Raw genomic sequence first — 23,682 nt, forward strand, 5'->3', positions numbered from 1 at the left:
GAAAAATGAATGTATGCTAGTGATCTGACTGTCAACTCTTGATTGATCCAATCATCACCCCTTTCACAAAGTGCTTCTGAATGAAAGGATAAACAATGATGATAGGAATAACGGAAACCATCACAATGGCATTCTTAATGGTGTCCCCCAGCATAAAATCTTTGCTTACGAAGCTGCCGCTGCGGGTCAATTCCATATTGTTATTAATCAGTACGTCCCTTAACACCATCGCTAACGGCCATAGTTCCTTGTCGTTAAGAAACAGCATCGGAACGTACCAATTGTTCCATTGCCCCACGGCGATAAATAATGCGATTGTTGCCAGCGCCGGGAACGATAAGGGGATGATGATCTGGAAGAACACTCTCATATAACCAGCCCCGTCGATCTTAGCCGATTCCTCCAGATCAATGGGGATATTTTGAAAAAATGTTTTGAGCACGATCAAGTTATACGTGCTTAACGCTGCCGGAATGATCATAACGGCCAAACTATTTACCATCCCAAGACTCTTAATTAGCAAGTAGTAAGGAATGAGCCCCCCGCCAAAAAACATCGTGAATATGATAAAGAGAAAGATAGCCGTTCTGCCCGGAAGATCTTGTTTCGTCAACGGATATGCCGCAATCGACGTAATCAGTAGCTGGTATAGCGTACCAATCACCGTAACGAATACGGAAACTACAACCGACATCAGAATCGTATTTTTCGAGAAAACGTATTCATAAGCTTCAAAGGAAATGCTTCGCGGAAGGATATTGAAGCTCGTCTTCACGGCTTCCTCATACGGCAGTACGGATCCCACAAGTACATGCCAGAACGGGTAAAGCATAATGCAAGCCATGAAAACTAAGAAACCGATGTTAAGTATATCAAATATTTTGCCAGAAACGCTCGTAGATCGCACCATTATTCAATCACCTCAGTAAATGCCATGTCCGTTCATTTTTTTAGCCGCGCTGTTTACAGCGATAAGAAGTACAAAATTGATGACGTTTAGGAATAACCCGATTGCGGTTGCCATGCTATACTGCCCTTGCGTCAGCCCGATCCGGTAAACGTAGGTATCGATAACGTCGCCGCTTTCATATACCATGGGGTTGTACATATTAAACACTTGGTCGAAACCACCGCTCATCATGCTGCCAAAATTCAATATTAACAAAATGGATATGATCGGCAGCAAGCTTGGCAGCGTAATGTGAACGATCTGCTTCCAGCGGTTGGCGCCATCGATCACGGATGCCTCGTACAAATCCGGATTGACACCGGACAATGCCGCCAGGAAAATGATCGTTCCCCATCCGACTTCCTTCCAAATGCCAGAAATGACCAATAGCGGTCGAAACATGCTGTTGCTTGTCAAGAAATTAACCGGATCTCCGCCAAACAGAACAACAATGCTATTGACCAGGCCCTCATTCGACAATAGCGCGAACAAGATGCCCGAGATCGTTACCCACGAGATGAAGTGGGGCAAATAAATAATCGTTTGAATCGACCGTTTGAAGATCCTGTGCCTGACTTCATTTAAAAGAATAGCCAGAATAATCGGAGCAGGAAATCCAAACAAGAGCCGCATGATATTGATTTCAATCGTGTTGGTAAAAACCTGCCAAAACTTATCGGTCGCGAAGATTTGTTCGAAGTGCTTGAACCCTACCCATGGACTGCCTAAAATGCCTTTCGTAATCCAAAATTCTTTAAATGCGATCGATGCACCGTACATGGGGATGTAACTAAATATAATTAAAAACGCAACGGCGGGAAGCAGCATGAGATACAGCATTTTATATTTGACTATTCTTCTGCGCACATCCTTACCCGTTCCGGCACTTGCCCCAATTGTCGCCATATTATCGCTCACCCGTTTTCTTCTGCAGCCTCAACCGGCTGTCGTCTTGATGGAATCCGATGTTATGAAGCACATTCACATTCGTGCTAGTTGCATCATCAATATAAATACGATMCTCTGTTGTAGCAACCGTGCACAATCTTCTATTGTTCTCAATCCAAACCTCGTTACAATGGCTTGCCATTAAACTTCCCTGATAATATTCAGGGTGGAGCACGCCATTCTCGTCTCCATCGGCAGCCGCTTTGAGCCTCCCCGCATTCGAATTCAAAATGGCATTATGGCGGATATATACCCTGCTGCAGGATGAAGCATAAACCGCTTGCTGCGGGCAATTGATAATGGTATTATTCTCGATCCACACCCGGTCAAAGATCGGATATTGCGTTCTCCCGCTGGCAAGATATACCCCCATGTAAATAACGGCCATGTTCCAGTGATTCACATCGCAGCTGTCAATGAGATTATTGCGGATACGCAGATTGCTTACTCCAAATCCTTCCGACCAGCGAGACTCGGAACCGCACTCGATCTGGATCGCTGGCCCTTGATTCATGAAGAAATGGTTGTTCTCCACCAAGCCGTTGCCGGAATGCAGCAATATCCCTCTTGCGCGGTTATGATGGAAGAAATTATGGCGAACGATATAGTTGCCGGAATCATATCTCCGGTTAAAAAGGATTGCGCTTTCCGAAACCTCCGCAGGGATCGGTTGTTCAAAGGCAAGCGTGCAGGCGTTATGCTCTTTATTCCATTCCACGCCAGCAATGCGCTTCATGATCCGGGTAGGAGACAAATCTTCGTTGCGAAACTCGATATCGTCCCCTATCGCAAAGGAATTACGCCATGCTAGCACACGATTTAGGCTTACGGTCCGATCATCGATTCGCTTGAAGCCCTGGACTGAATTATCGTGAATGTTCAGGCAATCGTCGCCGTTGTAGCTGAAATCACAGTTCTCAATCCTAAAGTAACCTAGAGAATTACTGATATGGCAGCCATCTGCCGTGACGGAAATACAACGCGTCGTGCCTGGCCGTTTTACAATTCTGCAATGCCGCAGCGCCCAATGCCGTTGATCCCCTGACGCCACGAAAGCATGCCCTGGCGCGGAATAGACCGTTACATGCTCGATTTGCAGATGCTGATTGCTTTTAAGTTCGAAAGCGTTCGCGTCATAAACGTAATGACGAACGATGTAAGTTTGCCCTGGATTCAGAAAGCGAAAGTCCTCGGGATTCGATAATGCGATTCGGAACGTATTAAGATCCTGGCGACTTATGTTCCGGAAATGGTTTTCGTGGAATTCGCGACCTAACTCGCAGCCTGCCGATAAGATCAGCGGGTTCATCGCGTTTAAGGTCCGTATGTTCAGATCGTCCGGCGCTTGCGCATACTCTGGAAAATGGAGATCGAAATACGTACGGTTTGCGGCCACTTCCCGCACTTGTCCGATGCTTGCCAATTGCCCGCTTTCCCAGTCCCAATCGACAGTGAAATTTTTGAATTGGGTCCGAACGCAATTGGTTATCGTAAAAAAGGCTTCCACCGTAGAAAAGATGAATTCAGAGCCCCCACCATCGAACTGAAAATCGTGCATCCCTTCAAATACGGGATGATTGCCATTATAAAATCGATATATTCCCGAAGGAACGACAAGCTCGGACGATCGTTCCCGTTTGCAATACTCAATGGCATTCTGAAAGGCGTTTCCGTTACAATACCCTTCCTCGGATCTAGCACCGAAATCAGCGACGCTAACTCTCGTATATCCACTCCATTCCGGAGCACGGATTGAGATTTCAGGCATGCTCACGGCTGTATCGTCATTTTTTACGCGCTCCACTCACCTGCCTCCTCTCTCTATCTACGTCTGTTATAACCCTCTTGCTATATTGATTGTGCCATAGACGGCCTTCCCTTCATATGTGCTGAGTATTGAACATTGGTTGTAGTTTGTTACGATGTTTTAAGAACGTTTATACAAAAAAATGCCCCGATCGGTGATCGAGGCGTCCTGCATCCCTATTGCTCCATGAGTATAACGTTATCGTATAGCACAGTCGCATTATACGTTTCTAACCCCACCTTCCCCTTGCTGAATGTATAAGCAGGATCTGTTGCGCTTAATTGCAGAACGCCGTCCACATACATGTCCATTCGATTGCCGATAGCTTCAACCGATACGCGATAAGTCGTCCCGACATTAATCGTATAGCCTTTCGACGCCAGCACCGTCTGGGTTCCCGCTATCGTTTTCTTGATCGCAATCCCATGCATATTGCTGATATAAACAAAATATTTATGATTTGCATCCGTTAGACGAAATACCAGATTCGCAAAACCGCCGCTTCCCGCGGTATTGCTTATTTGAATATCGCTAGCTAACGTGTAGTTGCTCCACGAGTCGATCCCTGCCGTTGCAAGGCTGCCTGAATAGTCCGTCTGCCTGTATTTCTTGCTGCCGCTATCCGTCACAACCGACCAGTTGCCCGATTGCACGGTCCATCTTCCTGCTGTGCTCTCGAAATTTTCGAATAATAAGTAAATGGAACAATAGCTTACGATAGGATTCCAATAGACCGTATCGTACAAATTGTTCGCGTTCTGATTCACAATAAAACGTATCGCATCGCCCTTGATCACATCAAGCGTTATTGTGGGGGCAGATGCTGCCGTTCCGTAGATGACCTGCTGCCAGCCGCTCGCCGGCCAAATTTGCGCGTTGTTTTTCAAAATTTTAACGTTTACGCCATCTGCTCCCGCTCCCGTGTTCAACAGGTAAATGGCTTCGTTTGACGAGAGCGTAATTTCACCATCCTCTGGCGCTAACCATGTTCTGACAGAATCGCTGCCATCTGGCGATTGCAGATTTTCCCCTGCGCTTAAGAAAGATGCCCCGTCCCGCCACATTCTCCATGGCGCGTAGTAATTGGCCAATGGCGTATATGTCGTGCCATTCCATTTGTGATAGTACCAAACCGGCCCCTGCGAGATCGCCCCGACGTCCTTAACCGCTTCATACTTTCTTGCGGATGCTGGAATGGTTCCGCTGGTCGCGCCTGCCGACGTTGTGCCTGAGCTAACATTTCCATTGTTGTCTTCGGCCTCAATCAAATAATAATAGGCTGTGCCGCTTTGAAGCTCTTGCCGGTCGGTAAAGCTTGCGGTCGTTGATTCTCCAACCATATTGCTGTAGGCAGGCGTAAAGCTTGGAGTCGTTGAACGGTAAATATTGTAGTGATGAACTCCTGAACCCGTATCAGTAGCTGCCGTCCAAGATAACAATATGCCTAAGCTTCCGCTATTCCAGGTTGCTGATCCCCCGGACGGATTGCTCGGTGCCACAGCATCCAATGCGGAGATGGTGCTGCCTAGATCGAATCCGGAGGCGCTTCTCCATGCCGCTATGGAGCTGTAGCTGACTCCAAACCTTTCAGCTTGAAATGCTGTCCCGCTTGCCTGATAGAATCGATTGTCATTGACAAGATCAAGCGGTGCGCTTAACCCGATTTTATAAACTGAAGTTCCCGAAATTCCGTTCGCCATGACGATCCGATTATTCTGGAACGAATCTCCCGACCAAGCGTCCCCGGGTGACACATCTTTGCTGCTTAACGCACTCGTATTCGCTTGATCCACTACAATTAAATTATTGGCGACAACGAGATTTTTTAAGCCGGAATATCTGCCCGTATCCGCCGTAAAGTCGCTTAATGCGATTTGGCCGGTTCCGATCGAGGTTTCTCCGCGGTTGCCCTCCACTTTATTGTCAGTGATTCTCGAATTAATGTTCGCCATCGTCGTCACGCCGTTGCCTTTATTAGCATGAGCGTAATTATATTGAACGTTGACATATTCATTAGACCAATCAATGTTTAATCCGGAAGCATCATGCCCCGTGTTGCTGTCGGACATATTGTAGACCTCGTTAAACATGACATCAACGTACGAGCTTGCGACTGGCCAAATACCTCCCGGTCCCCAGGTGACCCCTGTTCCGGCATATTGTCCGGCATCATGTACGAGGTTCCATTTTATCGTGCTATGATTCGAATTCCCGATGACGATTCCTTGGTTTCCAAGCTGGTATGCTACATTGCTGTGAACCTTCACATTGCGGAATAACGCGGAGCTTTTAAGATTGTCCGACAACGTGCTATCCCATCCGGCAACTCCGATCGCTCTCCAACCGAGCATATAGATTTCATTATGGCTAATAACGATATTTCGCGCGACTTCGCTATGCTTGTTTGTCGGATAAATCGCCGTAATCAGAATGCCCTCCGAATTGCTGTTGATTCCAGAGCCACGAACCCGGTTCCCCTCTATTGTGATATTGGACCAGGTCCCTTCCGCATTATAAGTAATGACGATCGCTCTGTTCGTTGTAGTTGGGCTAGTTAGCGCATTCGTCGTTGTACACTCGATATCTAATCCCGCTATGGTCCATCCGCTCACATTCGTTAGGCTCACCACAGCGGGGGCCGAAGATCGAATGATGGGTTTTCTCCCGCTGCCATAGGCAGTCATTTGGATCGGAAGCAGAGCCGTTCCCGAACCATTCAAGGAAACGCTTTCGTTCCAAGTATCGCCTGATTTTAATAATATTTTATCGCCAGGATTAAACGTGAGGTTGGAAATTTTAGCCAAAGTTTTCCAAGGAGTGCCTGCGCTCGTCCCGTTATTATGATCATTGCCCGTTGAACTGCTTACATAATAGGTCGTACCCGCTGCGTAAGCCCTGTCATTATAAACGAAGACAATCATGGCTATAACGAATATCCATGCAACAAAGACACACTTTTTGGCCATTGGCTACTCCTCCTCAATGTGCAGTTCATACAGGCGAGCCGTAAATTCTGATGGAAGTGTAACAACTAATGCATTTTCAAGCTGATTCCAGCTGCAACTAACGGTCTCATTATGGGGAAACCCACATCGAACCGTTACTTTCTTGCCGTCACAATCCGGAATCGGAAATCTCGCTTCACTCGCTCCGCCTTCCAATCTCCATACCGCCACATAAGCCTTCTCACCGCATCTAAGTCCAAGGCTAAGCCAATGATCGCCGTGCTTAGGCAAGCCAATCGGCCAAAACGGAAGAGCCTTCGGAATGAATGCCCGGATACTCTTGTAATAAGCAATCCCCTCGCGAATCAATTCAAAACGATCCGAAGAAATTTCCGACAAGTGCCCGCTCTGATGAATTCGCATTAACATGCCGTTCACCATGTTAAAGATGACCTCTTCCCGGTCTCCGTCTTTCAGCGGATATGACCAAGCAGCGGATTGCTCTGGAGTAAGCGCCGTAGGAGCAGCAGCTGATATCGCCGCAAACTTGCGGTAATCCGTTTGATCGCTAATCGACTGCACGCTGTGCCTGGCGAGCAAAGCATAATCCATACGCAAACCGCCGCTCCCGCAATTCTCGATGACCAAATCCGGATAACGGGCAAATACGCTATCAAGCCAGCGCAGGTAGGCACGGTTATGCTGAAGCAAGCCTTCGCCGAAGCTGTCGGCGTTAACCTCCGTACCGATGCCTGCATTAATGTTATAGTCCATTTTGATATAACCGACCTTGTACTCTGTCACTAGACGGTCAATCACTTCATCTGCATATTGAATGACCTCGGGATGTCGATAATCCAATTGATACCTGCCGTGATCAATCACCCGCTTGCCATGTCGCATGAAAAACCATTCATCCGGCACTTGCTGTGCCAAGGGGCAATGGATGCCCATAACTTCAAGTTCCAGCCAAAGTCCCGGGATTAAGCCTTTCGCCCGAATGTAGCCCAGCACCTCCTGCAATCCGCCTGGGAAACGCCTTTGTGACGGTTGCCAAAGCCCTACATTGCTCCACCATTCGCCATCCGCATACCAGCCAGCATCGATGCAATAATATTCGCAACCCGCCAAAGCAGCCGCATCGACTAAGGGTAAAATCTTCTCCGTCGTTGGATCAGCGAATAAACAATTCATGTAATCGTTGAAAATAACGGGAAGCCCTTCATTGTCTTCGTTCCAACGACGGATTTCTCGCCGATAACGCGTCAATTCCACAATTCCCTGTTCGAACCCTCCTTTGACAATCGCAATCGCCGCTGGAACGGAGACAAAGGTTTCACCAGGCGCGACATTTTTCCACCAATGGCTTTCGTTCTCTGTAGGGCCGCTTAATTGCAAATAGAGCTGACCACTGGCCTTATCGCTCATCTCCCATTGCCAAGAACCGTTATGCTCGATTTGCCAGCACATGGCCATTCCCGCCTCCATATTTTCATATCCACCCATTGGATGAAGATCGGCGGAAGACCAGGTACCCGAATTGCTGAATGAAAGTCTTTTGATCGAAAAATCATTTACTTTCGTTAAACCTAACTCGGGTAGCCTATAACCTCTCCACTGCAGCTCTCCGTGCCAAGCATTATGAGCAACATGAAGCCGACTTTTAGCTTCCCAGGATCTGCTGCCTCCGCCGGAGATACCGGTAAGCGTAAACGAAGAAACGTATTCCATCGAAATGGCATTCAAACTCTGATTAACGACCTCCGTCCAAGCTCGGATGACAGGGATATCATTGTAAAATTGATAGTGTACCGTTACCCACATACCCCTATCTTCCATAACCACTTCAAGCTTTCTTCCGCTTTCGTTATAGAAATCTCTATGGCTATCGTACTTCAGTCTCCCTCCCGGCATGGTCCCCGTATATTTGGAGGCATGATGATCGTTCCGATCCTCGCCCGTCACTTGCAGTTCGACGATTCGGCGCGGTCCCCGTTCCTCCTCTGTTCCTCGTACCTCTTCATTCGCTGGGAAGGGAGATAAATGAACCAGCCGGACAGCTCCGCATTCGGCAATCTGAATCTCTAAATAAATTCCATTTTCGCATAAGCTAATCCAATTCAGCACTTCCGTCGTATCCTTCTCGACACCATAGGCCCTTGTCACTTTTCATTCACCCTCTATTCTTGATTGATGGTTCTCATTGTGACACGGGCTCGATGGCATTTCTATGTGTTAATCAAAGAGATTGGGTTGTGGTTTCTTGTGTACGATGTTTTTATTGTCGAAGCGCTGTTTGTATTCTAGCGGCGATTGTCCCAGATGTTTTTTGAATAGCTTGCTGAAATGGGCATAATCTTCGTACCCAACCAATTTTCCGACATCATATAGAGATATGTCCTCTTTCAATAACTCAATAGCCGCATCCAGCCTTTTCTGAATGAGGAAATGGATAAAGCTTTGGCCCTTCTCCTGTTTAAAGAGATGACTGAGGTAGTTGGGGCTAATAAAGTACTGCTGGGCAAATTCTTTGAGAGATATTTTGTGTGCATACCGTCGTTCGATATCCTTGATAATCTCGTCAACGATTGGAAAGGTCGTTAACTCCGACGGTTTCTTCTTATGCTCGTCAATTAACAGCCTCATCTGTACAAGCAAATCATGGGGATTGCCGTAGTGTAGGACCAGATCCTGGACGGTAATGGAGTCTTCAGCGAATGATTGGGTCGAGGAAGAGAAGTTCTTGATCACCACGACAAAAAAATTATAAATTTCAGCAAGCCCATTTAAATGAATGCGATCTTTGGCCATTCCTTTATGCACGTCAAATAACACCGCTTCCAGATGCTCAAGCTTCGTTGCTTTGCCTATCCGCTCCATAATAGACGGCAATGCCGCGTTTACTCTTGGCCTATAGCGGTAAACGCCTATCCTGCGGTTTAAAGTTGAGGTGTCAGCCATCATAGTCGCCTGGTTGTAATATTTCGCGATTTGACTGTCGAAGTCGTTCGACAGACTTACTCCTACATCCCATTGAAGCTCTGCGGCCATGATTAGTACGCGTTTATAGAAGGCCTTAAGCGAATTCGTATCCAACTCGGAATGGCTTAATAAATAGGTCCATTTGAGCGGACTTGCCATGGCACGAAAAAAAGTTACGCCATGTTCATGCAGCAAACGATCCGAATTCAGCAAATCTTGCTCCGATATGGCTGTTTTGCCTTTCACGATTGCAAAGGCATATCCCATACCGCTGCCCATTTCAATATTCAAACCTTTTAACTGATAGACTTGCTGTTCGGTTAATCCATTCTCGATCGTTTCCAGAAACAGCATGGAATTGTGATAAGTTTGTAGTACGCGCTGGTCCCGATCCCGTTCTGCTAACCGCTTGCTGCAATTCGATAACGTATCCCGCAATTCCTGCTCGTTGACCGGTTTGAGCAGATAGGCAAAGCAGCCAAGCTCCAGCGCTTTTTTCGCATAGCTAAATTCACTGTATGCGCTCATGAACACCACCAGCGTATGGGGAGACACGCGGTTTACGAAAGACAATAAATCCAAGCCGCTTTTCCCTGGCATGCGAATATCGCTGATCACGACATCGATCGATTTGCGCTTCAATAGGCTTTCAGCCATTTGTACGTCGTTTACTTTCGCTACAATTTGGAAGCCGAGCGCTTCCCAGTCCACAATTTGTTCCATATCCTTTAATATCCACGGCTCGTCATCAACAAGGATCAGCTTATGCAAAGTTCACTCACCCTTTCGCTTTAAGTGGTACGCTGACCGTCACAACCGTCCCCCTATTTCTCCAGCTCTTGATGGATAGTCCATAGGGCTTCCCGTAATAGATTTGAATTCTTTTATGAATATTGACGAGCCCGATTCCTTGTCCCAATCCTGCGGTTTCGGTTGAGCTCTTATTCATATTGTCAAAGTCTAGCTGCATGCGCATCAAACGCTCCTCGCTCATGCCGATTCCGTTATCCATCACCTTGATCAGCAATTGATTCTCCTCATCAACAGTAGCATGGATATGAATGATCCATCGTCCTGTCTTTCCTTCGAGACCATGAAATAAAGCGTTTTCAACCAGCGGCTGGAGAATGAGCTTCACAATCGATCGGGCTCCGAGCCCCTGATCCATCATTACTTTAAACTGCAGCCGCTCTCCAAATCTTATTTTTTGAATATCAATGTAGCGCTCCAGATGCTCAAGCTCTTTGTGCAGAAGAACAAATTCATCCGTACGCGTAATATAGCGGAAATAAGAGACGAGATTATCAATGGCGACAGCAACCTCCCTCCGTGCGTTGGATAAGGCCATGCCTCTGATCGAGTGAAGTACGTTATACAGAAAATGAGAATTAATCTGGCTTTGGAGACCATTTAACTGAAACATTCGTTTCTCCATTTCCGTTTCATAGAGCTGCTGCTGGGAATGCAGCAGATTGTCCGTAAGCTTCTTAATTTCATTCATCATATTGTTATAGTGGTCCTGAATGATCGTAATTTCATTCTTATAGCCGAATCTCAACCTGGCATCCAAATCTCCGCTCGCTGCGCTATCGAAAATATCGGCCATCTTAGTGATGGGATGGGTCAAGCGAATATTAAAGGAGGCCGCGGCCCAGATGACGATTAAGACCATGATCGCTATAGCCGAAATCACGATATACTGAATGATAGATGCCTTTCCTACCAGCTTATCTTCATTAATTAATGCCACGAACTTCCAGCCCAAGCTCTCAATCGGGAGGGATTGGTACAAGTAATTAATGCCGTTCATTTGAAAATCGACGACTTGGTAATCCTCATTCATTTTAGCCTGGGCATAACGTTGTTCAAAATTGGGATTATGAGTCGAAGAGCCTATGAGATCGCCGTTCTCGTTCATAATATAAAGCTCTGCTTTATCCGACAAATCCGCTGAGCGTAATATTTGCTGTATCCATTCCGTATCCAATAACAAAACGCCTATGTAAATTTCCTGCAGGTATTGGTATGGAAGAACGGATTTAACCTTTCGGAAAGCCAGTATGCCTTGGTCTTTTAAGAATGGTGGGGAGATTTGCAGCTTATTGCTTAGCATGTTCGTATTTTGCATCTCCTCCAAATAAGCCACCATCGGTTGCATAAGCAGTTCCCCGGTGGATACTAAACGGAAGTCTTTCAAACTAATCATGCCAATAGAGTTCAGGGCAGGTTCAAGTGACAAATACGAGTTTAAATTTCTTAGCAGAATATCGGATTCCTGCCATGATTTATTTTCGAGCATGATGGCCTGAACATTCTTGTTAAAGAAAATCGACTTTGAAAGCTGATCCATTCGGTAAAAATATTCGTCGAAACGATTGTTCGTTTGTGTTACGAAAATATTAATATTATCGAGCGCGTTCTTTTTGAGAATATTAATATAAGAAAAATAGCCCACTGTCCCTAGAAGGAGAATGGGCAAAACGGCAATGCAAATATTCGTGAGGATCATGCGAAATCTTAATCTATACTTTCTAGTATAGGATACCAGTTCTTTTAGCATGAGATCCTCCGAGACCTATGATGGTAACAACAATTTCCCAGCTGTTTGGACAAGCGCTAACGACTCTATATTGTCACAATACCATCTTTTTGTCTATGTGTTTTGAGGTGAATCCAGATGTGTTTTTATGCGTTTTCATTATGCGAACCCGCATGCCTTCAACCAGTTAACCGCCATAAATAAATTCCCTGTCGAATTCATGTGAACTTGATCCACGGTTAGCGTTTTCCCGCGTTGCTCCCTTAAGTATGCCATAAAAGACTGATACTGAGGCACGAGAATGGCTTCGAATTCCGCAGCGACCTCTCTTATGATTTGATTATAGGGAAGAAGGCGCTCATTTTTCCCATCGTTCGAATCTTCGGATAGGATTGTCGTTTCCATTACGATCAAGGAGGACCCCGTCTTGCTTTTCGTTTCAGTCAATAATTCCCGGTAGGTATCCCTGAAATCATCGCAGCTGACGTTTTTCCATTCATCATTTATGCCAATTGATATGGTCAGCCAGTCGGGCTTTAACTCGATGACGTCTTCCTTCCACCTTGCCTTTAGATCCAATATCGTCTCGCCGCTTATCCCTTGGTTCACTACCTGCAAAGAGATTTCCGGACGTACAATCGATAAGTAGTCCCGAACGATGCGTACATATCCGCCTCCAATATGTTCAAGATCATCCATTCTGCCGCAATCCGTAATGCTGTCGCCAATAAAAATCATTTTCTGTCCTTCTTGCAGCAACATCTGCCATCTCCCCTTTATTTAATCAGTAGATTGTATACGAGTTGGGCAGCCTCCGCCCGCGTCGCCTTGCTCTGAGGCGCAAACAGGTTGCTTCCTCTTCCACGGACCAAGTTCGCTTCCACGGCAGCGGCAATGTAGGGTAGAGCCCATCTCGGAATATCATGCGCATCGGCGTAGCCGACTGTCGCCTCCGGCTTCGGTTGAATGGCGGCCGAACGCACGATCATCACAACCATTTCCGCACGGCTGATGAATTGGTCTGGGGCAAACTGATCTGCGCTTACCCCTGTAACGATTCCGGCTTGAATGGCTGCGGCTACGCTATCCGCGTACCATGCATCCGCTTTGACGTCGTTAAACGTATGCTTTGCAATGCCTGTCTCCAAATTTAAAGCATTAGCAAGTAAAGTTACGAATTCTGCTCTGGTTGTTGTTCCTTCGGGGTTAAATCGCGATTCATCCACACCATTGACCATATGCTTTGCTGACAGTATTTGAAGCACCCGCTTCGCCCAGTGACCTTCTTTCACGTCGCTGAAAGCTTTGTTGTATTCCATGACCGAATACACGCCAAGATGCTGCAGCGTCACCTTAACTTGATTCATCGCCTCATCGATTTCGCCGCCGACATATCTCCATTGCAGCTTCGCCTTATCGTAATCGTAAATACCGAGAAGCTCCTGATCGACTTGATTAGGATCGTAAGGCAGAGATAGCGTCATGCCGCCTGAGACTATGCCGGTTGCGATTTCGCGATAATCGGAAGACTTGAGTTTGACCTCGAAAACATAAGCTTCACCTGCGATTTTCATCATCGCTTTGCTGCCGCTGGGCGGTGCATTTACGATAGCCGTATCGTTGGCAGGGCTGATGGTTATTTCAATATAAGAACCCGCGGAAATGCCCGATTGTTCTCTGAGACTATCCAGCTGCTCTTGGCTTATGGTCATCGACACTTTACCACGGTGCACTTGAAGCGGATAAATCCCAACTTCCGATAAGAGGACGACAGCTCTCGATTGGCCTTCCTCAAGATTCACTTGAGCCGCCCCGTCCTTAATCTCTACCTTGGAGCGGACGATGCCGACTTGGCCTCCAGAACTTCCATTGCCTTCCCCATCCGCTTTCTCGCCCAATGCGGTGATCGCTGCTTCGTTGGAATGACCGCTTTCGCCATATGAATCGTAGGCTTCGGCAATAAAGTAATAGGCCGTTCCCTTGGTAAGCCCCGATACCGTATGATGGGTCGCGCTTCCCGCATCAATCTTGCTCGAATATACTCCGCTGGCTGTCCCGTATTTAATATAATAGCCTGTCGCTCCGGCAATCGCGTTCCAACTCAATTGCGCCTCTCCGTTTCCGGCTATCGCGCTAATCGTTGGAGCTTCGAATTTCTGTTTGCCAAGAATCAAATACCCATATTGAATCGGGGCTTTTCCCGCTCCGATCCCGCTGTTGTATTCAATCCAACCGTTTCGGGCATCTCCATTACCCGCGTTGATGAAGCTTCCGTCGCTATAATTGGCAAGGACAGAAATTCCCAAAGCTGAGCCGTCGCTAACTGAAATTCCTCCCGGGAGTATTTCGCCCCAAGGGATACTCAGTTCGTAACTCGTAGACTTCGTTGTCTCGTCTCTGGAAATCGCCATCTCCCCTGCTGTAAACTCGCCTGTTGTTTTGCCGGCAATGGCATTGTAACGATACCCTACAGCCTGGCCGTCATCGGTTAATCCGAAGGTGAATTCTGAATATCCCTTGCTTCCCGGAACAGGTCCTCTTTCGGGATCGATAGCGATTTGAATGCTGGAGCCTTTCCACAAATCCGCTGCATTCAAGATCGGCAAACGGTGTACGTCTTCCGTAACCTTGATTGCGATATACAAATTGTCTTCATCCCACCTGGTATGACCTAAAGCATTTAACCTTTGTAGAGACCATTGATCAGTGAAGGTGTTTTCGATACTCCTCACCTGGTCTCTCTGATTCATAACAAACTCGGGTGAACCCCATTCATGAATGGAGCCGTCAATCGTCGGGCTAGATGGCGTGAATAAGCTGCGCAAGGCGCTTACTTGTTTGTTTACTTTAATCTTTCTCGACTCGGTGACTGTCCCCGTCGTATCGTAAACCTTGTATTGCAGAGAATGCTCTCCGTTGCTTAAGCCCTTTACGGTATAGGCATATGGCGATGCCGTCATTTCCTGCATTAATTTATCATCCACGTACAGCTCAACTTTTTGTATGGGTTGTATTCCCGCGATATAAGGCATGGTCTGTAAATCGGCCACATTTAATTGGTGACCATCGCGAAAGGTTGCGAAATCAACCATTTTCGGTTGCTCGGTTTCCGGGACAGTCGGTCCGGTAGTTAGATGGACAGCCTCTGAAGCAGCCCCTACATTTCCGCTCCGATTCTCTGCTTCTACCTTGTAATAATACGTCGTGTTTGGCTGTGCTTCTTCCCTGTCAATAAAATTTGTCGTAGCGGATTCTCCCACCATATTGGAATAAGCCGGCAAAAACGCCGCGTCTTCGCTTCGATAGACGTTATAGTGCAGAATCCCGTTCCCTTGATCTTCTCCCGCCGTCCAGGCTAGCTCCGGATAATCGCTAAGCGTCGCGGTAACTTGATTTACCGTCGAAGGAATCGATTCATCAAGCGGCAGCACTCTTGTCTTGCCGTCAAACCCTGTACCCTGTTGCCATGATCCAAGACTCGTATAGGTTGTTCCATGATAAATCGAGCTAAAGGCTAGCGCTTCGTTAGCAACATTATTATGATCAATAACATCGAAGTTCGTATTTGAAGCAATATCGAAAATAGTAAAGTTCGTTATTCCTTTAGCGATCGCAATATGGTTATCATAAATCTTATTTCCCGTCCACGTTCCATGGGGATTAGAAGCGCTGTTGATCCCAGCCGTATTCTCTATGTCAACGATAATCATATTATTGGCGACATCCAGATCATGCTCGCCTGATGAGAGATCGGGCCTGCCCGTGAAATTCCCAAGCGCGATTTGGCCATTCCCGTTCGATTGCTGCCCTTGATTGCCTCTGACTTTGTTATTCCATATTTTTGTTCCGTAGTTACTCATTGTCGTTATGCCATTGCCTTTGTTATCGTGCGCGTAATTATACTGAACGGTAATATTGTCACAGTACCAATCCACGTTAACCCCTGATCCGTCATAACCCGATCCGGCGTCCTTCATGTTATAAACCTCGTTGAATTTAATGACCGAATCCCGGGAGGCGATGATCCACAAGCCGCCTGGTCCCCAAGTGTCCACGCCGAGCCCTCCGTCATGAACTACATTTCTTTCGATAACGGAATGATGGGCATTTTGCAGGACAATTCCTTGGCTGGCTGTATGATGGACGTAATTCCCGCGGATGTTAAAGTTTCCAAACAGCATCTGGGACCGCAAATCCTCGTTTTTCGCGGTATCCCATCCGGCTGTGGTTATTCCATACCACCCCACATTGTGGACCTCATTGTTAATGATCGAAACATCCGTTACAACCTCTTTGATGTCGGATCCCGGAATCAATGCTGTAATCATAATGCCATTGCTATTACTATTGTAATTAGCGCTGTATACGGTATTCTCTTCAATTCGAAGATTTTCGTAACGCTGGGCATGATCATAAATAACGTTAATTCCTGCAGTAATATTGCTCCACRATAACGTTGAGGAGGTTAGGATATTAACGGCCAATCCCTTAATCGTCCAGTGGCTTAGATTATGCCCAGTGACCACACTTCCGCCGTATGGAGCATTCCACGAGATGACAGGCTTAGCGCCTGAGCCGTAAGAAGATACCGTAATCGGGTGCTCCTTCGAGCCGGAGCCGCTCAGAACTAGCGGTTCATTCCATGCGTCGCCGGATTTCAAGAGAATGGAATCTCCTGCACTGAAAGCCGAAATATTGATTTTATTAAGCGTCTTCCATGCGCGTTCAGCGCTTAAGCCATCGTTCGCATCATCGCCAGTGCTGGAACTGACATAATAAGCGGTGTGGCCATCCGAATGAATAGGCGCTAATACCTTTTGTACCTCTATATTATCAAAGTCGGCAGTTGCTCCTGACATCTTCAAAGCAATCTTTCCGGCTGCAAAAGAGGTGTCTTCCGCGGACAGCAGTTTGTCGCCGTTAATATAAAAGTCGATCGATTTCCCTCCTGCTACACCTTTAAATGTGTAGGCCTTGCCCTCTTCCATCCTGAAAGCCATTTCTGTAAGCGTTGTCAAAACTCCGTCCAATACTTTGACAATCTGGATTTTCCCAGCTTCGGTATACTGCAAATCATATCTGTTCAGACTATCCTGATATCTCAGGCTTAAGCCAACCGTTCCATCCTCGCTTATGGCTGTCGGCATCACTTGGGCTTGTACGGAATAATTAGCCCAAGCGCTATGGCCTGTATGGGAAATACCGCCGCTGCTCTCCGTTTGCGAATAAACTTGATTAGCAGACAGATCTGTCACGGCAACATGATCGAATTGCGCCGTAGAGGCCCATGTGGCAAGCGCTACCTTCCCCGATGGAATATAACCGTTCTCATCCGCAGTCTCGATAACCAAATCACCGTCTTTATACACACGGATTTGATTCCCTATCACATCGATTTTCAGATGCACGAACCTCGAGACATCAAGAGAAGGACCATCGTAGGCCTGTAACCAATCCTGAGCGCTGCCGTTTTGTTTCATTAACCTGATGTACGATTCACTCATATACAAATAATAAAAATTCTGGTTATCCTGATGCCGAAACTCCAGCATCGCTCCAGCGCCGCTGATCAGCTTCACATCCGCTTCAAAGGAGTAATCTGTCCAAGCATTGCTCCCTGCAATTAGCTCTGCTCCCCCGTTGCTGGAACTCTGTTGATAGACGTTAGAAGAGTCTCCTTGTTCGCTAGACCACTCGCCCCCATTAGAAGTCCACCCTTTGGCGCCTTCATTCTCGAATTCATCAGAGAATAAAGTTACTCCCGTACGATTAACGGTAGCCCAGGAGCCGCTCTCGGGAGTCCAGGCCGTAGCTTCTTCATCTTCAAAATTATCAAAGAAAATTGTGCTTTCATCTGCTTGAGCATACGAAATATTCGTTCCCGAAGGCCAGCCCATCGTCAACAGCATCGCTACCATCACAACTAAGAAAACTCGTTTCCAGATCATTTTTCTCAAATTAATAACCCCCTGTGATTGAATCCCCCTCGTAACATCATTATCCTATCATTCCGTCCAGCTCCATTAACATGTGCTTATCTTTGAAACTGCTATGTGTTTTAATGGTATTTTGGCTTAAGTCCACAATAATTTCATGTACTTACTTATTCTGTGACGCACAAAAAAACAGCATCCGCTTTTTCGCTGATAGCTGTTTTTCTTTCTCTGTATACTGATAGAAAGCCCCCTATATCAGTTGTAATTAGCTATTACTATGCTAAAAAAATGCTTGTCTCAGCCGTTTGGCAAATCGAAACCATTTCTTGATTCGGACTTTCGTCCGTAATGATTGCTGTTACTACTTTCAAATCCGCAAAAGAAACCAGCATGGTCGTACCGAATTTAGAGTGATCCATTACAATATACGATTCTTTCGCTTTTTGAATGGCAACACGCTTAATTTCTGCTTCATGCATATTGGAGTTGCTGAATCCGTGTTGGGGATGAAGACCGGTTGCTCCCAAGAACACCTTGTCAAATGCCATGCGAGAAATCGTCTCCAGCGTTACAGGCCCTACCATTGACTTGGTCGTATCCATTAATATTCCGCCAAGAACTATCGTCGGAATCCTTTTTTCTGACAGCTCGGCTGCTACGTTAATAGCATTCGTAACAATTGTAATATTGGCTTCTTCCGGGAGATGCCGCGCAATCTGAAGCGTGGTAGAACCTCCATCAATAAAGATCGACTCGCCAGGTTGAACTAAGCTGGCTGCTAGTCGCCCAATTCGCTCTTTCTCTGCTCCTCGTACAATAGAACGCTCTCTCAGCGCAACGTCTTTCGATGCAAGAATAGCGCCACCGAACGTTCTTTTAAGCAGGCCGCTGCGTTCCATTTTCTCTAGATCTCTTCGCACGGTCATATCCGTTACGTCGAAAAATTCCTTCAATTCCGCTATTTTGACCTCGCCTTTGGTCTGTAACTGTTGAATAATTTGTTTTTGTCTGTCATTCAAATCGTCCTTCATGGCACACCCTCATATCTCCAGCAGATGGTTTTAAGCAAAAAGCAATAAACGATTCCATTTCCGAAAGGTTGTACCTTAATTGTATGGAATGAAATTATGGAAATCAACAAAAAATGTTTCATTTCGTAATATTTTCGTCTATTTTAAACATTCTGCTGCTTGTAACTACTTCATTGCTTATCAACGTTTCAGTCGATCATATAAAAAATCAACGATATGGACAGCTTTCATTCGTTCAGGCGAGCCATGTTTTTCGATCCCATGCTTCATTTGCAGCAAGCAGCCAGGATTGCTGGTCACTACATATTCCGCTTGCGTATTGTTCGCGTGCACCATCTTATGCTCCAGAATTTGTCCTGCCATTTCCGGTTGCGTCACATTGTAAATACCTGCAGAGCCGCAGCAGCGATCCGCTTCTTTCATTTCAACGTAAGTTACGCCGTCAAGCTCGCCCATAAGCTTTCTTGGTGCATCCGATGCACGCATGACATTACGGAGATGACAAGAATCTTGATAGGTTATACGGAGCGACTCCTCCTCTTTGCTTTCGCCTCGTTCCGAGAACGGCAGCTTGCGGCCCATCCGAACCAGAAGATCGGATATGTCAATAACCCGCTCGGCAAACCATTTGGCATCCGCTTTCCAATTGGCATCATCTTGGAGTAAATGATCATACTCGACCAATATTGCGCCACAGCCTCCCGCGTTGGTTACGATATAATCGACGTTCGCATCCTTAAACGCTCTAATATTCCCCCGCGCCAGGGATTTGGCTTCTTCGGACTCCCCGCTATGGGCGTGCAAAGCGCCGCAGCAATTTTGAGTTACTGGTATGATCACGTCAAATCCCGACTCCGTTAACAATGTAACGGTATGGATGTTGGTTTGCGTAAACATCATATCCATGAGGCAGCCTCGAAAAAGCGCGACGGTAGCAATTCTTTCCCCTTTTGACATGTGTCTGGTCCCGATTTTCTCGGCCACTCCTTTGTATGATGTGTCAGGCAATATGCTCTCCATCTCGCGCAAATGAGCAGGGAACAGCTTCATTATTCCGCTGGCGTGTGCGACTTTGCGAAGCCCTGTTTTCTGGTACGCTTTAAGTGCGCCACCTAACAGCCGCATCCTTTTTTGATGCGGGAACATCTCCTTTAATACCGTACGGCGAAGCCCTTTTACCCACCAACGATGCCGATCGGTATGCTCTTCAATCGCATCCCGCGTTTGCTCGATAAGCTGCCCGTATTTCACGTCGGCGGGACAAGCCGGCTCGCACGCTCGGCATCCAAGGCAATGATCCATTTGCTCTTCAAATTGCCGGTCGGGCTCCATTATGCCATCAACAACCGCTTTCATTAATGCTATTCGCCCTCTTGGTGACTCAGCCTCAATACCGGTTTCCCTGAAAGTCGGGCAAGCAGGGAGGCAAAATCCGCAGCGCATGCAATTCGTTAGCTGTTCATAGTCCAGTTTGGCTGCCAGCTTGGAAGCCATCGCATTTCTCGTTTCGCCGATGCTTTTCTCACCCATGTCCGATTATCACCCTTTTCCTCGTTTCCTTCGCGAACATTTTTCCGGGATTCAGGATGTTCAGCGGATCGAACGCCAGCTTGATCGCCTTCATCACTTCGATACCCGCCGTACCCACTTTCCATTCTAGGAAAGGAGCCTTCACGATACCAACTCCATGCTCCCCCGTAATCGTACCTCCCAAACGGATGGCTGCTTCGAATATTTCCTCGAACGCGGCCTCCACGCGTTGCACCTCATCATGATTACGAGCGTCCGTAGTCGCCGTAGGATGCAGATTACCATCGCCTGCATGACCGAAGGTGCAAATTTGAACATTATGCTTCTTGGCTATCCGGTTAATTTCCAGTACCATGTCAGCAATCTTCGAACGCGGGACAGTCGCATCCTCAAGTATCGTCGTAGGTCTCAGCCTCGCTAGCGCCGTGAACGCACTACGGCGCGCCGTCATTAATTTCAGTGCCTCCTCCGCGGTTTCCGCAACATCGATGCGATCCGCCTGCTCACTCATGCATATTTCTTCAATAATGGCTATGTCTCGCTCTACTGTCTCCGCTTCGCCATCCTGCTCGATAAGCAAAATCGCTTCCATGTCCCTCGGCAATCCGAGCTTCGCATAATCATCGACGACCTGAATGGTTGGACGGTCCATAAACTCCAGCGTTGCGGGAATAATCCGGTTTTCGATGATTTTGGATACCGTTCTCGCAGCTCCATTAATATCCCTGTACATCGCCAGCATCGTTTTTTTGGTTTTGGGAGGCGGAATAAGCTTAAGCGTAGCCTCCGTAATAACGGCAAGCGTCCCCTCTGAACCGACAAGCAGCTTCGTTAAATCGTAACCAGCGACATCCTTCATCAACTTTCCGCCCGTACGCAAAATATCGCCATTAGCCAAAACGGCTTCGAGTCCGATAACATAATCTTTGGTCGTTCCGTATTTGAGGCCGCGGAGACCGCCGGAGCATTCTGCAATGTTTCCACCGATTGTGGAAATCGACATACTGCTCGGGTCTGGCGGGTAAAAAAGCCCTAGATTTTCTACCTCAGTGATAAACTGCTTCGTGTTCACGCCGGGCTGTACAACTGCCGTCAAATTTTCAAGATCAATCTCCAGTATCCGATTCATTCTGTGCAACACCATAACAACGCCGCCAGTAACAGGAACGGTTCCTCCGCATAAGTTCGTTCCCGAGCCGCGGGCAATCAAGGGAATATGATGACGATGGAGGACCTTCATAATTGCAGCTATCTGCTCGGTCGTTTCCGGATAAATAACGCCGTCAGGCAGTGCTTGCTGCATCGGCGTGCCGTCATAGGAATGGGTAATCAGCGACTGGGGATCGTCTTTAAAATAGGAATCGCCTACTATCGTTTTTAATTCGCCTTTAACTTCGATGCTCAACATTGCAAGTCCCCCCGGAATGAAAATGGACGAGAAACACAAACGGCTCTTTAAAACATATTACAGACAGGAGCGTTGGTTTCTCGTCATAAAAACGACTATTATTTATGGTTCAAACGGTAATATAAATCATTCCAGCGAATCTCGTTCTCCAGGCTCGCCATCGTAGACGCCTGATTAATAATGATGCATTCGATACCGGCCATCTTTGCCCAGTCCGCCAGCTGCTCGCTTGTCACATGGAAAGAGAAACCGAAGTGGTGCGCGCCGCCAGCCAAAATCCACGCTTCGGCCGCATCCGATAACGACGGCTCAGGCTTCCACAGAACCCGCGCTACCGGCAGGTTCGGCATTTCCTTCTCGTTCTTCACAGCCGTTACTTCGTTTACGATCAGACGAAATCTGTCTCCAAGATCAACGACGGTAGCATTGATTGCTTTGCCGCTATTCCCATTAAAAGTGAGACGGGCAGGATCGGCTTTACCGCCTACGAACAACGGATGAACCTCAATTTTCGGCTTGCTGACGGCAACAGTCGGACATATCTCTAACATATGGGCGCCGAGGACAAGCTGATTGCCCTCCTGCATGTGATACGTATAATCTTCCATAAAGGACGTGCCTTTGTTTTCGGCCATTATTTTCATAATGCGAACAAGAGCCGCCGTTTTCCAATCACCCTCTGCCCCAAAGCCGTATCCGGCAGCCATAAGTCGCTGCGCAGCTAGGCCAGGCAGCTGTTTCAAGCCGTGTAAATCTTGAAAGCTTGTCACGAATGCGCTGTAACCGCCTTCTTGAAGAAACGCTTTCAATGCAAGCTCCATACGTGCTTGTTCCCGAATCGCATCACGCTCGGAACCTTCACGTTGACCGTTCTCCGTGAAGTCATACCGCTCTGTGTACTCATCCATCAATTCCTTGACTTGTCCATCCGTGACATCCTGCACACGTTCCGCTAGATCGCCCGCAGGATAACCGTTAACCGACCACCCGAATCGGATTTGTCCTTCGACTTTATCGCCTTCCGTGACGGCGACATAACGCATGTTATCGCCGAAACGAGCGATCTTCATCGTTTGGCTTTCCGTGAAGCCCGTAGCCGTTCTCATCCAAGAACCGATTCTGCCGCGTACTCGCGCGTCTTTCCAGTGCCCTGCAATGATTTTGCGGGCTATGCCGAGTCGGGCACCGATAAATCCGAATTCCCGGTCGCCATGCGCCGCTTGATTCAAATTCATGAAGTCCATGTCGATGCTGTCCCAAGGAATATCTAAATTAAACTGCGTATGAAAGTGCAGCAACGGCTTACGCAGTTGGGTAAGGCCTGAGATCCACATTTTTGCTGGCGAGAAAGTATGCATCCAAGTGATGATTCCAGCACAATGATCGTCTGAATTCGCTTCCAAGCAGACACGACGAATAGCTTCCGGCGTTGTTACGACTGCTTTAAATACGATGTGATAAGGAAGAGCATCGTCTTGATCCAGCCCGGCGACCATTTCCTTCGCATTGTCCTCCACTTTTGACAAAACATCTTCTCCATACAGTCCCTGACTTCCCGTTACGAACCAAAATACATAAGGCTTAGTCTGCAGCATAGCTGTATCCTC

The 23,682-nt window shown here is 47.1% G+C and carries 13 protein-coding genes; all 13 read right to left on the minus strand.

Annotation, left to right across the window (positions count from 1 at the left end; all coding sequences use genetic code 11):
* Positions 1–31: 31 nt before the first annotated feature.
* A complete protein-coding gene (locus tag AB4Z29_RS11875; protein ID WP_441943256.1) occupies positions 32–910 on the minus strand; it encodes a carbohydrate ABC transporter permease in 879 nt (292 codons plus the stop codon).
* 12 nt (positions 911–922) lie between these two features.
* A complete protein-coding gene (locus AB4Z29_RS11880) occupies positions 923–1,867 on the minus strand; it encodes an ABC transporter permease (protein WP_441943257.1) in 945 nt (314 codons plus the stop codon).
* The gene (locus tag AB4Z29_RS11885) at positions 1,857–3,701 is read right to left on the minus strand and encodes a right-handed parallel beta-helix repeat-containing protein (protein WP_441943258.1); all 1,845 of its coding nucleotides are present in this window, start codon (positions 3,699–3,701) and stop codon (positions 1,857–1,859) included. The genes AB4Z29_RS11880 and AB4Z29_RS11885 overlap by 11 nt, the downstream gene beginning before the upstream one ends.
* A gap of 179 nt (positions 3,702–3,880) precedes the next feature.
* A complete protein-coding gene (locus tag AB4Z29_RS11890; RefSeq protein WP_441943259.1) occupies positions 3,881–6,670 on the minus strand; it encodes a hypothetical protein in 2,790 nt (929 codons plus the stop codon).
* A gap of 3 nt (positions 6,671–6,673) precedes the next feature.
* A complete protein-coding gene (locus AB4Z29_RS11895) occupies positions 6,674–8,815 on the minus strand; it encodes a glycoside hydrolase family 36 protein (protein WP_441943260.1) in 2,142 nt (713 codons plus the stop codon).
* A 69-nt stretch (positions 8,816–8,884) separates the two neighbouring features.
* Positions 8,885–10,402, minus strand: a complete 1,518-nt coding sequence (locus AB4Z29_RS11900; RefSeq protein ID WP_441943261.1) for a response regulator transcription factor — start codon at positions 10,400–10,402, stop codon at positions 8,885–8,887.
* Between the two features lie 7 nt (positions 10,403–10,409).
* The gene (locus AB4Z29_RS11905; protein WP_441943262.1) at positions 10,410–12,191 is read right to left on the minus strand and encodes a sensor histidine kinase; all 1,782 of its coding nucleotides are present in this window, start codon (positions 12,189–12,191) and stop codon (positions 10,410–10,412) included.
* A gap of 138 nt (positions 12,192–12,329) precedes the next feature.
* Complete coding sequence (locus tag AB4Z29_RS11910; RefSeq protein WP_441943263.1) at positions 12,330–12,932, minus strand: SGNH/GDSL hydrolase family protein; 603 nt, start codon at positions 12,930–12,932, stop codon at positions 12,330–12,332.
* Positions 12,933–12,946: 14 nt separating this feature from the next.
* Complete coding sequence (locus AB4Z29_RS11915; RefSeq protein ID WP_441943303.1) at positions 12,947–18,118, minus strand: S-layer homology domain-containing protein; 5,172 nt, start codon at positions 18,116–18,118, stop codon at positions 12,947–12,949.
* 263 nt (positions 18,119–18,381) lie between these two features.
* The gene (locus AB4Z29_RS11920; RefSeq protein ID WP_441943264.1) at positions 18,382–19,137 is read right to left on the minus strand and encodes a DeoR/GlpR family DNA-binding transcription regulator; all 756 of its coding nucleotides are present in this window, start codon (positions 19,135–19,137) and stop codon (positions 18,382–18,384) included.
* Positions 19,138–19,317: 180 nt separating this feature from the next.
* Positions 19,318–20,667 carry a (Fe-S)-binding protein gene (locus AB4Z29_RS11925; RefSeq protein WP_441943265.1) on the minus strand — a complete coding sequence of 450 codons (1,350 nt, stop codon included), beginning with the start codon at positions 20,665–20,667 and terminating at the stop codon, positions 19,318–19,320.
* Positions 20,660–22,075, minus strand: coding sequence for an FAD-linked oxidase C-terminal domain-containing protein (locus tag AB4Z29_RS11930; RefSeq protein ID WP_441943266.1), 1,416 nt, complete (start codon positions 22,073–22,075; stop codon positions 20,660–20,662). The genes AB4Z29_RS11925 and AB4Z29_RS11930 overlap by 8 nt, the downstream gene beginning before the upstream one ends.
* 98 nt (positions 22,076–22,173) lie before the next feature.
* Positions 22,174–23,670, minus strand: coding sequence for an L-arabinose isomerase (gene araA / locus AB4Z29_RS11935; RefSeq protein WP_441943267.1), 1,497 nt, complete (start codon positions 23,668–23,670; stop codon positions 22,174–22,176).
* Positions 23,671–23,682: the final 12 nt, after the last annotated feature.

This window comes from Paenibacillus sp. 2TAB23, assembly GCF_052115165.1.
In the GTDB taxonomy this organism is placed as follows: Bacteria; Bacillota; Bacilli; order Paenibacillales; family Paenibacillaceae; genus Pristimantibacillus.